This window comes from Pseudomonas sp. MRSN 12121 (genome assembly GCF_000931465.1).
Lineage (GTDB): Bacteria > Pseudomonadota > Gammaproteobacteria > Pseudomonadales > Pseudomonadaceae > Aquipseudomonas.
On sequence record NZ_CP010892.1, the window covers coordinates 1,878,440 to 1,892,521 of the forward strand.

General features: G+C 60.0%; 11 protein-coding genes. All 11 read left to right on the forward strand.

From position 1 onward, the window contains the following. Positions 1 to 46: 46 nt before the first annotated feature. The 11 genes from sdhC to TO66_RS08590 all read left to right on the forward strand — a co-directional run bounded on the left by sdhC (position 47) and on the right by TO66_RS08590 (position 14,042). Complete coding sequence (gene sdhC, locus TO66_RS08540; protein WP_171820070.1) at positions 47 to 433, forward strand: succinate dehydrogenase, cytochrome b556 subunit; 387 nt, start codon at positions 47 to 49, stop codon at positions 431 to 433. After that, a complete protein-coding gene (sdhD, locus tag TO66_RS08545) occupies positions 427 to 795 on the forward strand; it encodes a succinate dehydrogenase, hydrophobic membrane anchor protein (RefSeq protein WP_044461926.1) in 369 nt (122 codons plus the stop codon). The genes sdhC and sdhD overlap by 7 nt, the downstream gene beginning before the upstream one ends. 3 nt (positions 796 to 798) lie before the next feature. After that, a complete protein-coding gene (gene sdhA / locus TO66_RS08550) occupies positions 799 to 2,571 on the forward strand; it encodes a succinate dehydrogenase flavoprotein subunit (RefSeq protein WP_044461927.1) in 1,773 nt (590 codons plus the stop codon). Positions 2,572 to 2,583: 12 nt separating this feature from the next. Further along, the gene (locus TO66_RS08555; RefSeq protein ID WP_044461928.1) at positions 2,584 to 3,288 is read left to right on the forward strand and encodes a succinate dehydrogenase iron-sulfur subunit; all 705 of its coding nucleotides are present in this window, start codon (positions 2,584 to 2,586) and stop codon (positions 3,286 to 3,288) included. A gap of 274 nt (positions 3,289 to 3,562) precedes the next feature. After that, the gene (locus TO66_RS08560) at positions 3,563 to 6,394 is read left to right on the forward strand and encodes a 2-oxoglutarate dehydrogenase E1 component (RefSeq protein WP_044461929.1); all 2,832 of its coding nucleotides are present in this window, start codon (positions 3,563 to 3,565) and stop codon (positions 6,392 to 6,394) included. Between the two features lie 42 nt (positions 6,395 to 6,436). After that, entirely contained in the window at positions 6,437 to 7,657 is a 1,221-nt protein-coding gene (odhB, locus tag TO66_RS08565; protein ID WP_044461930.1) for a 2-oxoglutarate dehydrogenase complex dihydrolipoyllysine-residue succinyltransferase, read from the forward strand. A 112-nt stretch (positions 7,658 to 7,769) separates the two neighbouring features. Continuing rightward, positions 7,770 to 9,206, forward strand: a complete 1,437-nt coding sequence (lpdA, locus tag TO66_RS08570; RefSeq protein WP_044461931.1) for a dihydrolipoyl dehydrogenase — start codon at positions 7,770 to 7,772, stop codon at positions 9,204 to 9,206. 223 nt (positions 9,207 to 9,429) lie between these two features. Continuing rightward, positions 9,430 to 10,596: an ADP-forming succinate--CoA ligase subunit beta gene (sucC, locus tag TO66_RS08575; RefSeq protein ID WP_025128638.1), complete on the forward strand. Its 1,167-nt coding sequence runs from the start codon at positions 9,430 to 9,432 to the stop codon at positions 10,594 to 10,596. Next, positions 10,596 to 11,477, forward strand: a complete 882-nt coding sequence (gene sucD / locus TO66_RS08580; RefSeq protein ID WP_044461932.1) for a succinate--CoA ligase subunit alpha — start codon at positions 10,596 to 10,598, stop codon at positions 11,475 to 11,477. The genes sucC and sucD overlap by 1 nt, the downstream gene beginning before the upstream one ends. A 337-nt stretch (positions 11,478 to 11,814) precedes the next feature. Then, positions 11,815 to 13,128, forward strand: coding sequence for a branched-chain amino acid transport system II carrier protein (gene brnQ, locus TO66_RS08585; RefSeq protein ID WP_044461933.1), 1,314 nt, complete (start codon positions 11,815 to 11,817; stop codon positions 13,126 to 13,128). Positions 13,129 to 13,304: 176 nt separating this feature from the next. After that, positions 13,305 to 14,042: a DUF599 domain-containing protein gene (locus TO66_RS08590; protein ID WP_044465975.1), complete on the forward strand. Its 738-nt coding sequence runs from the start codon at positions 13,305 to 13,307 to the stop codon at positions 14,040 to 14,042. Positions 14,043 to 14,082: the final 40 nt, after the last annotated feature.

The window sequence follows — 14,082 nt, forward strand, 5'->3', positions numbered from 1 at the left end:
GTGCACTCCCCAACAACTTTGCCCTGATTGTTAGGGGCTCTTCAGTGTGAAAAAAGCCGTGAATAGCCAACGACCTGTAAACCTAGACCTAAGGACCATCAAACTCCCAGTCACTGCTTACACGTCCATCCTTCACCGTATTTCCGGTGTCATCCTCTTTGTGTGCCTTGCCATCATGCTTTATGCATTGGACAAGTCGCTCAGCTCCGAGGAAGGCTTCGGCGAGGTGAAAGCGTGTCTGACCAGTCCGCTAGCCAAGCTAGTGATTTGGGGCATCCTGTCCGCCTTGCTGTATCACCTGGTTGCCGGTGTGCGCCATTTGATCATGGACATGGGCATCGGTGAGACGCTGGAAGGCGGCAAGCTGGGCTCTAAAATCGTTATCGCCGTATCCGTGGTGGTAATCGTTCTGGCAGGAGTTTGGATATGGTAACTAACGTCACGAACCTGTCGCGTTCGGGCCTCTATGACTGGATGGCACAGCGCGTGTCTGCGGTCGTTCTCGCGGCTTATTTCATCTTCCTGATCGGATACCTCGTTGCGAACCCGGGCCTTGGCTATGAGCAATGGCATGCCCTGTTCGCAAACAACTGGATGCGTATCTTCAGTCTGCTGGCCATGGTTGCCCTGGGCGCACACGCCTGGGTCGGCATGTGGACCATTTCGACCGACTACCTGACGCCGATGGCGCTGGGCAAGTCGGCGACTGCAGTACGTTTCCTTTTCCAGGCAGTATGCGGCGTTGCAATGTTCGCCTACTTCGTCTGGGGTGTGCAGATTCTCTGGGGTATCTGATTCATGGCTAACATTCCAACGATTTCTTTCGACGCCATCATCATTGGCGGCGGCGGCGCCGGCATGCGTGCCGCACTGCAGCTGGCCCAGGGCGGCCACAAGACTGCGGTGATCACCAAGGTGTTCCCGACCCGTTCGCACACTGTGTCGGCCCAGGGCGGCATCACCTGCGCCATCGCGTCGGCCGACCCGAACGATGACTGGCGCTGGCACATGTACGATACCGTCAAGGGTTCCGACTACATCGGTGACCAGGACGCTATCGAATACATGTGTCAGGAAGGCCCGGCCGCGGTTTTCGAGCTGGACCACATGGGTCTGCCGTTCTCCCGTACCGAACAAGGCCGTATCTACCAGCGTCCTTTCGGCGGTCAGTCCAAGGATTACGGCAAGGGTGGCCAGGCTGCCCGTACCTGTGCCGCTTCCGACCGTACCGGTCACGCGCTGCTGCACACTCTTTATCAGGGCAACCTGAAAGCCGGCACCACCTTCCTGAACGAGTACTACGCCGTTGACCTGGTGAAGAACCAGGACGGCGCGTTCGTCGGTGTGATCGCGATCTGCATCGAAACCGGTGAAACCACCTACATCCGCGCGAAAGCCACCGTGCTGGCTACCGGCGGTGCAGGTCGTATCTACGCTTCCACCACCAATGCCCTGATCAACACCGGCGACGGTGTCGGCATGGCGCTGCGTGCCGGCGTACCGGTACAAGACATTGAAATGTGGCAGTTCCACCCGACCGGCATCGCCGGCGCCGGTGTACTGGTTACCGAAGGTTGCCGTGGTGAAGGTGGTTACCTGATCAACAAGCACGGCGAACGTTTCATGGAACGTTACGCTCCGAACGCCAAGGACCTTGCCGGTCGTGACGTTGTTGCCCGTTCGATGGTCAAGGAAATCATTGCCGGCAACGGTTGCGGTCCGAATGGCGACCACGTGATGCTCAAGCTCGACCACCTGGGCGAGGAAGTGCTGCACAGCCGTCTTCCAGGCATCTGCGAACTGTCCAAGACGTTCGCTCACGTTGACCCGGTGGTTGCTCCGGTTCCGGTTGTACCGACTTGCCACTATATGATGGGCGGCGTTGCCACCAATATTCATGGCCAGGCGATCACCCAGAACGCCGAAGGCGTGGACGAAATCATCCCTGGTCTGTTCGCCGTGGGCGAAGTGGCTTGCGTATCGGTGCACGGTGCCAACCGTCTGGGTGGCAACTCGTTGCTCGACCTGGTGGTCTTCGGTCGCGCTGCCGGCCTGCACCTGGAAAAAGCCCTGACCGACGGTATCGAATATGACGACGCTACCGAGGCCGACATCAACGCGGCCCTGGCACGTCTGAACGCTCTGAACGAGCGTACCGATGGCGAAGACGTGGCAACCCTGCGTCGCGAGCTGCAGAGCTGCATGCAGAACTACTTCGGTGTATTCCGTACTGGCGAATACATGCAGAAGGGCATTGCCCAGCTGGCCGAGCTGCGTACCCGCATCGCCAACGTCAAGATCAACGACAAGTCGCAGGCGTTCAACACTGCGCGTATCGAAGCGCTGGAACTGCAGAACCTGCTGGAAGTGGCCGAAGCCACCGCCATCGCTGCCGAAGTGCGCAAAGAGTCCCGCGGTGCTCATGCCCGTGAAGACTTCGAAGACCGCGACGACGAAAACTGGCTGTGCCACACCCTGTACTTCCCGGGTGAGAAGCGCGTTGCCAAGCGTGCCGTTAACTTCTCGCCGAAGACTGTTCCGACTTTCGAGCCAAAAGTCCGGACTTACTAAAGGGTGATCGATATGTTGCAAGTTGAAGTTTATCGTTACAACCCTGACACCGACGCTGCGCCGAAAACCCAGGTTTTCCAGGTCGACACCGGTGGCAAGGATCTGATGGTGCTGGACGTGCTGGCGCTGATCAAGGAGCAGGACGAGGGTTTCTCCTACCGTCGCTCCTGCCGTGAAGGCGTTTGTGGTTCCGATGGCATGAACATCAACGGCAAGAACGGCCTGGCTTGCATCACGCCGCTGTCCTCCGTGGTGAAGAACAACAAGCTGGTCATTCGTCCGTTGCCAGGTTTGCCGGTTATCCGTGACCTGGTCGTCGATATGAGCATCTTCTACAAGCAATACGAGAAGGTGAAGCCATTCCTGCAGAACGACACGCCGGCCCCGGCCATCGAGCGTCTGCAGTCCCCTGAAGAGCGCGACAAGCTCGATGGTCTGTACGAGTGCATTCTGTGCGCTTGCTGCTCGACTTCCTGCCCGTCCTTCTGGTGGAACCCGGACAAGTTCCTGGGCCCGGCCGCTCTGCTGCAAGCCTATCGCTTCCTGGCAGACAGCCGCGACACCAAGACGTCCGAGCGTCTGGCTTCGCTGGATGATCCGTTCAGCGTATTCCGCTGCCGCGGCATCATGAACTGCGTCAACGTCTGTCCGAAAGGCCTGAACCCGACTAAGGCCATCGGTCACATACGTAACATGCTGCTCTCGAGCGGCGTGTGACTCAGCTGCTGTAACCAGCTGTTGTAAAGGCAGGACCGCTGTACCCGTAGAGGCTACGGCGCAGGCTTCAACCGGCGCCGTAGTTTTAAGCTGAGCAGCAGCTCACAAAGTTGCCGCTCGTATTTTGAAGAAATGAGACAAGCAGGGGCATCCGGGCTGGTACCCGGACTATCAGCGTGATCCTAAGTGGCTTGTTTTGGTCGCTGCACTCGGACTTTGCAAGCTTGCTCGGTGTCTTCGCCGGTGGTGTTCCCCTAACCGAGGGTGACCAAGCATGCAAGAAAGCGTGATGCAGCGCATGTGGAACAGCGCCTACCTATCCGGTAGTAACGCTGCCTATGTGGAAGAGCTCTACGAGCTCTACCTGCACGACCCTAACGCTGTGCCAGAAGAGTGGCGCACTTACTTCCAGAAGTTGCCTACCGACGGCAGCACTGCCATCGATGTTTCGCACTCGACAATCCGCGATCATTTCGTGTTGCTGGCGAAGAACCAGCGCCGCGCCCAGCCGGTATCCGCCGGTAGCGTGAGCAGTGAACACGAGAAGAAGCAAGTTGAAGTGCTGCGATTGATCCAGGCCTACCGTATGCGTGGCCACCAGGCAGCCCAGCTTGACCCGCTGGGGCTGTGGCAGCGTCCTGCACCTGCAGACCTGTCGATCAATCATTACGGCTTGACCAATGCCGATCTTGATACGACCTTCCGTGCCGGCGACCTGTTCATCGGCAAAGAGGAAGCGAGCCTACGCGAAATTCACGAAGCGTTGCAGCAGACATATTGCCGCACCATCGGCGCTGAATTTACGCACATCACCGATTCCGAGCAGCGCCAGTGGTTCCAGCAGCGCCTGGAAAGCGTACGCGGCCGTCCGACGTACTCCACGGATATCAAGAGCCACCTGCTCGAGCGCGTCACCGCAGCTGAAGGCCTCGAGAAGTACCTGGGCACCAAGTACCCGGGCACCAAGCGTTTCGGCCTGGAAGGCGGCGAAAGCCTGATCCCGATGCTCGACGAGCTGATCCAGCGTTCCGGTTCCTACGGCACCAAGGAAGTCGTGATCGGCATGGCCCACCGTGGCCGTCTCAACGTGCTGGTCAACACCTTCGGCAAGAACCCGCGCGAGCTGTTCGACGAGTTCGAAGGCAAGAAGAAGGTCGAGCTGGGTTCCGGTGACGTGAAATACCACCAGGGCTTCTCGTCCAACGTGATGACCACCGGCGGTGAAGTTCACCTGGCCATGGCCTTCAACCCGTCCCACCTGGAAATCGTTTCGCCAGTGGTCGAGGGTTCGGTCCGTGCCCGCCAGGATCGCCGCAACGACCAGACCGGTGACAAGGTTCTGCCGATCTCCATCCACGGTGACGCGGCATTCGCCGGCCAGGGCGTGGTGATGGAAACCTTCCAGATGTCGCAGACCCGCGGTTTCAAGACCGGCGGCACCGTGCACATCGTGATCAACAACCAGGTCGGTTTCACCATCAGCAACCCGCTGGACTCGCGCTCCACCGAGTACGCCACCGACGTCGCGAAAATGATCCAGGCGCCGATCCTCCATGTGAATGGTGATGATCCGGAAGCCGTATTGTTCGTGACCCAGCTGGCCATCGACTACCGCATGCAGTACAAGCGCGATGTGGTGATCGACCTGGTCTGCTACCGTCGTCGCGGCCACAACGAAGCGGACGAGCCAAGCGGCACCCAGCCTCTGATGTACCAGCAGATCGCCAAGCAGCGCACCACCCGTGAGCTGTACGCCGATCGTCTGGTCCAGGCCAGCGTGCTCGACGCCGAGCGTGTTCAGGCGAAAGTCGACGAATACCGCAACGCGCTGGACAACGGCCTGCACGTAGTGAAGAGCCTGGTCAAGGAACCGAACAAAGAGTTGTTCGTGGACTGGCGCCCCTACCTGGGCCATGCCTGGACAGCCCGTCACGACACCACCTTCGATCTGAAGACCCTGCAGGAACTGTCCGCCAAGCTGCTGGAGCTGCCGGAAGGCTTCGTGGTCCAGCGCCAGGTGGCGAAGATCTACGAAGACCGTCAGAAGATGCAAGCCGGCGGCCTGCCGATCAACTGGGGTTACGCCGAAACCATGGCGTACGCGACCCTGGCGTTCGAAGGTCATCCGATTCGCATGACCGGCCAGGACATTGGCCGCGGTACGTTCTCGCACCGTCACGCTGTTCTGCATAACCAGAAAGACGCCAGCACCTACATCCCGTTGCAGCACCTGTACGACGGCCAGCCACGTTTCGACCTGTACGATTCGTTCCTGTCCGAAGAAGCCGTACTGGCGTTCGAATACGGCTACTCGACCACCACGCCAAACGCGCTGGTGATCTGGGAAGCCCAGTTCGGCGACTTCGCCAACGGTGCCCAGGTGGTGATCGACCAGTTCATCACCAGCGGCGAGCACAAGTGGGGCCGTCTCTGCGGTCTGACCATGCTGCTGCCACACGGTTATGAAGGTCAGGGTCCGGAGCACTCTTCGGCTCGTCTGGAGCGTTACCTGCAGCTGTGCGCCGAGCACAACATCCAGGTCTGCATGCCGACCACCCCGGCCCAGATCTACCACCTGCTGCGTCGTCAGGTGATTCGCCCGCTGCGCAAGCCGCTGGTGGTCCTGACTCCGAAGTCGCTGCTGCGTCATAAACTGGCCATCTCGACCCTGGAAGATCTGGCGGAAGGTTCGTTCCAGACCGTTATTCCGGAAATCGATGCCCAGGATCCGAAAGACGTGGGTCGTCTGATTCTGTGCAGCGGCAAGGTCTATTACGACCTGCTGGAAAAACGCCGCGCCGAAGGCCGTGACGACATCGCCATCGTGCGTATCGAGCAGCTGTACCCATTCCCTGAGGACGACCTGATCGAAGTCCTGGCTCCGTACAAGAACCTGAAACACGTCGTTTGGTGTCAGGAAGAGCCGATGAACCAGGGTGCCTGGTACTGCAGCCAGCATCACATGCGTCGCATCATCAGCGGTCACAACAAGTCGCTCGTACTCGAGTACGCCGGTCGTGACGCTTCTGCTGCCCCAGCTTGTGGTTATGCATCGATGCACGCCGAGCAGCAGGAAAAACTGCTGCAAGATGCTTTCACTGTTTAACGCCTTCGCGCACCTGAAACCGAATTTAAGGAACCACAGATAATGGCTATCGAGATCAAAGCCCCCACTTTCCCGGAATCGGTTGCCGATGGCACCGTTGCCACCTGGCATAAAAAACCGGGCGACGCCGTCAAGCGCGACGAGCTGATCGTCGACATCGAAACCGACAAGGTCGTGCTGGAAGTTCTGGCCACCGCTGACGGCGTGCTGGGCGCTATCGTCAAGAACGAAGGCGACACCGTTCTGTCCGACGAAGTACTGGGCTCTATCAACGAAGGCGCCGCTGCTGCCGCTGCCCCGGCCGCAGCTGCTCCGGCCGCCGCTCAGGCCGCAGCCCCTGCTGCCGAAGGCGAAGACGATCCAATCGCCGCGCCTGCCGCACGCAAGCTGGCTGAAGAAAACGGCATCAACATCGCCTCCGTTGCCGGCACCGGCAAGGGCGGTCGTGTGACCAAGGAAGACGTGGTGGCAGCTGTCGCTGCCAAGAAAGCCGCTCCGGCCGCCGCGCCTGCCAAGGCTGCCGCTCCAGCCGCCGCTGCTCCAGTGTTCGCCGCCGGCGACCGCGTCGAGAAGCGTGTGCCGATGACCCGCCTGCGTGCCAAGGTTGCCGAGCGTCTGGTTGAAGCCCAGTCGAACATGGCGATGCTGACCACCTTCAACGAAGTCGACATGACCGAAGTCATGGCCCTGCGTTCGAAGTACAAGGATCTGTTCGAGAAGTCCCACAACGGCGTACGCCTGGGTTTCATGTCGTTCTTCGTCAAGGCTGCCACCGAAGCGCTGAAGCGTTTCCCAGCGGTCAACGCGTCGATCGACGGTTCCGACATCGTTTACCACGGCTACGCCGACATCGGTGTTGCCGTGTCCAGCGATCGCGGCCTGGTGGTTCCGGTTCTGCGTAATGCCGAACTGATGAGCCTGGCTGAAATCGAAGGCGGCATCGCCACCTTCGGCAAGAAAGCCCGCGACGGCAAACTGTCGATGGAAGAGATGACCGGCGGTACCTTCACCATCACCAATGGTGGTACTTTCGGTTCGATGATGTCGACGCCGATCGTCAACCCGCCGCAAGCGGCCATCCTGGGCATGCACAACATTCTGCAGCGTCCTATGGCGATCAACGGTCAGGTGGTTATCCGTCCGATGATGTACCTGGCTCTGTCCTACGATCACCGTTTGATCGATGGCAAAGAAGCAGTGACCTTCCTGGTTACCATCAAGAACCTGCTGGAAGACCCGGCTCGTCTGCTGCTGGATATCTGATTTCGTAGCGAAGGCCGATCAGTGATGATCGGCCTTTCGCCGAAACGAACAGCTTCGTCCCACGACGGCCTCCACAAGGGGCCGTCCGGTTTGATTCGAGAAGGAATGACACATGACTCAGAAATTCGACGTGGTAGTGATTGGCGCAGGCCCAGGCGGCTATGTAGCCGCCATTAAAGCTGCGCAACTCGGCCTCACGACTGCCTGCATCGAGAAATATACCGACAAGGAGGGCAAGCTGGCCCTCGGCGGTACTTGCCTGAACGTCGGCTGCATCCCTTCCAAGGCGCTGCTGGACAGCTCCTGGAAATTCCACGAAGCCCAGGACGGTTTCGCGATCCACGGTATCAGCCACTCCGGCGTGTCCATGGACGTCCCGGCGATGGTCGGCCGCAAAGCCAACATCGTGAAGAACCTGACCAGCGGTGTTGCCACCCTGTTCAAGGCCAACGGCGTGACCTCCATCCAGGGCCACGGCAAACTGCTGGCCGGCAAGAAAGTCGAAGTCACCAAGCCGGACGGCTCGGTGGAAGTGATCGAAGCCGAGAACGTCATCCTGGCGCCAGGCTCCCGTCCAATCGACATTCCACCGGCTCCGGTCGATCAGAAAGTGATCGTCGACTCCACCGGCGCCCTGGAATTCCAAGCCGTACCAAAACGCCTGGGCGTGATCGGCGCTGGCGTGATCGGTCTGGAACTGGGTTCGGTATGGTCCCGTCTGGGCGCTGAAGTGACTGTCCTGGAAGCCCTGGACACCTTCCTGATGGCTGCCGACACCGCCGTTTCCAAGGAAGCGCTGAAGACCCTGACCAAGCAGGGCCTGGACATCAAGCTGGGCGCTCGCGTCACCGGCTCCAAGGTCAACGGCGAAGAAGTGGTCGTGACCTACACCGACGCCAACGGCGAACAGACCATCACCTTCGACAAGCTGATCGTAGCCGTTGGTCGCCGTCCGGTGACCACTGATCTGCTGGCTGCCGATTGCGGCGTGACCCTGGACGAGCGCGGTTTCGTGCACGTCGACGATCACTGCGCTACCACCGTGCCGGGCGTCTACGCCATCGGCGACGTGGTTCGCGGCATGATGCTGGCTCACAAGGCATCGGAAGAGGGCATCATGGTCGTCGAGCGCATCAAGGGTCACAAGGCCCAGATGAACTATGACCTGATCCCTTCGGTTATTTATACTCACCCGGAAATCGCATGGGTCGGTAAAACCGAGCAGGCCTTGAAAGCTGAAGGCGTTGAAGTTAACGTCGGCACCTTCCCGTTCGCAGCCAGTGGCCGTGCCATGGCAGCCAACGACACCGGCGGTTTCGTGAAAGTCATCGCCGATGCCAAGACTGACCGCGTACTGGGCGTCCACGTGATCGGCCCAAGCGCGGCGGAACTGGTTCAGCAAGGTGCGATCGGCATGGAATTCGGCACCAGCGCCGAAGACCTGGGCATGATGGTCTTCTCCCATCCGACCCTGTCCGAAGCCCTGCACGAAGCAGCACTGGCAGTGAATGGCGGCGCCATCCACATCGCCAACCGCAAAAAGCGTTAAGACAATAAGAAACCACGGCGGATTGCCCGTCGTGAGCCTTGCGAGCAAGACTCACCGCGGAACGTCCGCTGGACTCGACCTCACGGGAACCTTCATGCGTTGCGCCACAGCCCAGGCTGTGAGGCGGGGCAGGGGAGTCCGGTGAGGAGCGGTCACAGGTGGCGCGGCACTCATCAAGAGCGCAGCGCCGAATGCGCAGTACCTAACGAAGACGGTAAAAAGCATGAATCTTCACGAGTATCAGGGTAAGCAGCTGTTCGCTGAATACGGCCTGCCAGTATCCAAAGGCTACGCGGTAGACACCCCGGAAGAAGCAGCAGAAGCTTGCGACAAGATCGGCGGCTCCGAGTGGGTTGTCAAAGCCCAGGTTCACGCCGGTGGTCGCGGTAAAGCGGGCGGCGTAAAGCTGGTTCGCAGCAAAGAAGACGCTAAGGCATTCGCTCAACAGTGGTTGGGCAAGCGTCTGGTGACTTATCAGACTGACGCCAATGGCCAGCCTGTCACCAAGATCCTGGTTGAATCGTGCACTGATATCGCTAAAGAGCTGTACCTGGGCGCTGTCGTCGACCGTTCGAGCCGTCGCATCGTGTTCATGGCTTCCACCGAAGGTGGCGTGGACATCGAGAAAATCGCTCACGACACCCCTGAGAAAATCCTCAAGGCCACTATCGATCCACTGGTTGGCGCTCAGCCATTCCAGGGTCGCGAGCTGGCTTTCCAGCTGGGTCTGGAAGGCAAGCAAGTTGCCCAGTTCGCCAAGATTTTCGTAGGCCTGGCCAAACTGTTCCAGGACCACGACCTGGCGCTGCTGGAAGTGAACCCGCTGGTGATCAAGGCCGATGGCGATCTGCACTGCCTGGACGCGAAGATCAACATCGACGCCAACGCCATGTACCGTCAGCCTAAGCTGAAGACTTTCCACGATCCGTCGCAGGACGATCCGCGCGAAGCGCACGCTGCCAAGTTCGAACTGAACTACGTGGCGCTGGAAGGCAACATCGGCTGCATGGTCAACGGTGCCGGCCTGGCCATGGGTACCATGGACATCGTCAACCTGCACGGCGGCAAGCCAGCCAACTTCCTCGACGTAGGCGGCGGTGCTACCAAAGAGCGCGTGACCGAAGCCTTCAAGATCATCCTGTCCGACGCCAACGTCGCTGCAGTACTGGTCAACATCTTCGGCGGCATCGTTCGCTGCGACATGATTGCCGAAGGCATCATCGGCGCGGTGAAAGAAGTCGGCGTGAAAATCCCGGTTGTTGTTCGCCTTGAAGGCAACAACGCTGAACTGGGCGCTAAAGTACTGGCAGAAAGCGGCTTGAACATCATCGCTGCTACCAGCCTGACCGACGCTGCTCAACAAGTTGTCAAAGCTGCGGAGGGCAAATAATGAGCGTCCTGATCAATAAAGACACCAAAGTTATCTGCCAGGGTATTACCGGTTCGCAAGGTAGTTTCCACACCCAGCAAGCCATCGAATACGGCACCAAGATGGTTGGCGGCGTAACTCCGGGCAAAGGCGGCACCGAGCACCTGGGCCTGCCTGTCTTCAACACCGTGAAAGACGCTGTAGCTGCCACTGGCGCCACCGCCAGCGTGATCTACGTTCCGGCTCCTTTCTGCAAGGACTCTATCCTGGAAGCGGCTTTTGGCGGTATCAAGCTGATCGTCTGCATCACCGAAGGCATTCCTACCCTGGACATGCTGGACGCCAAAGTTAAGTGCGACGAGCTGGGTGTTACCCTGATCGGCCCTAACTGCCCAGGCGTGATCACTCCAGGCGAATGCAAGATCGGCATCATGCCAGGTCACATTCACTTGCCAGGCAAGGTCGGTATCGTTTCCCGTTCCGGCACCCTGACTTACGAAGCCGTGAAGCAGACCACTGACGCCGGTTTCGGTCAGTCCACTTGCGTCGGCATCGGTGGTGACCCGATCCCGGGCTCCAACTTCATCGACATCCTGAAGCTGTTCCAGGAAGACCCGAAGACCGAAGCAATTGTAATGATCGGCGAGATCGGCGGTTCGGCTGAAGAAGAAGCGGCTGCCTACATCAAGGCCAACGTGACCAAGCCGGTCGTTTCCTACATCGCTGGTGTGACTGCTCCTCCGGGCAAGCGCATGGGCCATGCTGGCGCGATCATCTCCGGCGGCAAAGGCACTGCAGACGAGAAATTCGCTGCTCTGCAAGACGCAGGCGTGAAAACCGTGCGTTCGCTGGCAGACATCGGCAAGGCCCTGGCCGAGCTGACTGGCTGGACCGCCAAGTAAGCTTCGTGCCTGCTTGATGCTCCACCAACAAAGGCCACCTTCGGGTGGCCTTTGTCGTTTCTGCAGAGTCCGGCCAGCCTGCGTGAGCTGGCAGCATTGTGGCAAATGGCTATTTATCTATATAAACGCGACACGTAAATGTCGCTTATCGGACAGTTCGCCCTCTAACAGTGCGTTTGTCTTACAAATTCGGTAGTCTAGCCGCCTCTTTTGCGTCTGCGTCCCACAAGGCTGCTGCGCGCTAAACGGGTCAGTCCTATACGGATTGACAGCATTTCCCTCACCCATAAGGGAAATCCCTCTCTAAATTCCGATTCAGTAGTGTGGTATTTCCTTAATGAAAGTGTTGAAAGGCCAGGACATTCTGGCGCTTGGTTTTATGACCTTTGCCCTGTTCGTCGGGGCAGGCAACATCATCTTCCCGCCTATCGTCGGCTTGCAGTCCGGGCCTAATGTCTGGATCGCGGCGCTGGGCTTTCTGATCACCGCGGTAGGCCTGCCGGTGGTCACCGTCGTTGCGCTGGCCAAGGTCGGTGGCGCGATGGACGCGCTGAGCAGCCCGATCGGCAAGATCGCCGGGGGCCTGCTGGCCGCCGTCTGCTACCTGGCGGTCGGCCCGCTGTTCGCGACACCGCGTACTGCGACCGTGTCTTTCGAAGTGGGCCTGGCGCCCTTGACGGGCGAAAGCCCGCTGGCCTTGTTCCTCTATAGCTCGGCCTACTTCCTGCTGGTGTTCTTCATCTCCCTCTATCCGGGGCGTTTGCTAGACACCGTCGGGCGGTTCCTCGCGCCGCTGAAGATCATCGCCCTGGCCGTGCTGGGGATCGCCGCGTTCGCCCTGCCGGCCGGCGATATCGGTAGCGCGACCCCCGAATACGTGGCGGCGCCGTTTTCCCAGGGCTTCATCAATGGCTACCTGACCATGGATACCCTGGGCGCGCTGGTGTTCGGCATCGTCATCGTCAACGCCATCCGTTCTCGCGGCGTCGAGTCGCCCCGCCTGATCACCCGTTACGCGATCATCGCTGGGCTGATTGCCGGCGTCGGGCTGGCGCTGGTGTACGTCAGCCTGTTCCGCCTGGGCTCGGGCAGCCATGAAGTCGCCGTCGGCGCTACCAATGGCGCGGCGGTCCTGCACGCCTACGTGCAACATACCTTCGGCTCCCTGGGCAGCGGCTTCCTCGCGGTGCTGATCTCCCTGGCTTGCCTGGTGACCGCGGTCGGCCTGACCTGTGCCTGCGCCGAATACTTCAGCCGCGTACTGCCGCTGTCGTACAAGACCCTGGTGGTCATCCTCGCGGCGTTCTCGCTGCTGGTGTCCAACCTGGGCCTGACCAAGCTGATCGCGTTCTCCATTCCGGTGCTGACTGCCATCTACCCGCCTTGCATCGCCCTGGTGGCCCTGAGCTTCTGCAAGGATTTCTGGAATGAGCAGGGCCGCATCGTCGGCCCGGTAATGCTGGTGTCCTTCCTGTTCGGCCTGGTCGATGCCCTCAAGGGCGCCGGCCTGGCGGGTTGGATGCCGGCCGAGATGGCCCACCTGCCGCTGAGCGAGCAAGGCCTGGCGTGGCTGGTGCCTTCGGTCATGACCCTGGTGGTCGCGGTGATCTGCGATCGCCTGCTGGGCAAGCGTCGCGAGGCGCTGGCCTGATCCGTTCGCCGCGAAGGCCCGTCACGAGCGGGCCTTGAGCCGCAATGAAAAATGCCCCGCATCCAGCGATGCGGGGCATTTTTTATGGGCGTTCGCCGGTGTCTTTTTTCCTCGATCAGCGTCGAAGGCTGTGCCTGTTGCATCCGTACTCCGCCAACGCCTATCCGGGAACCTGCATGTCGTTCGTCGAAGCCAACCTGATCCATCTCATCGCTGCCTTCTGGTTTGTCATCTGCTGGGGCGGCTATACCCGCTACGCGACCTGGAAGGGCCGCGACACCGCCTGCCTGGCCAGCGTGCTGCACCTGTACCGGGAAGACTGGATGCGCCGCATGCTGCTGCGCGACAACCGTATCGCCGATGCGAGCGTGATCGGCAACCTGGAGCGCAACGCGTCGTTCTTCGCCTCCAGCACCCTGATCATCCTCGCCGGTATCCTCACCGTGCTGGGGGCTTCCGAGCGCGCGGTGTCGCTGCTGGCCGACATTCCCATGGTCCAGCAGGCCTCCCAGGGCATGTCGGAGATCAAGCTGCTGTGCCTGGCCCTGGTGTTCGTCTACGCCTTCTTCACCTTCAGTTGGTGCATGCGCCAGTACAACTTCGCCGCCATTCTCGTGGGCTCGGCGCCGATGATCGGCGAGCGGCATGTCTCCGAACAGGAGCGCAAGGCCTTCGCCCTGCGCGCCGCGCGGGTGATTTCCATGGCCGCCAACCAGTTCAACTTCGGCCTGCGTTCCTATTATTTCGGCATGAGCATGCTGGCCTGGTTCGTCAGTCCCTGGCTGTTCATGCTGATGAGTGCGGGGGTGGTGTTTGTCCTGTATCGACGGGAGTTCCATTCCGATGTACTGGAAGTCATGGTCTATACACCGACTGAACAACCTCCGGTCGATAGCCCCAAGGATGCAGCCTGAGCGGTGATGGCTGATCGATTGAACGGTTGAAAGGAGTTGG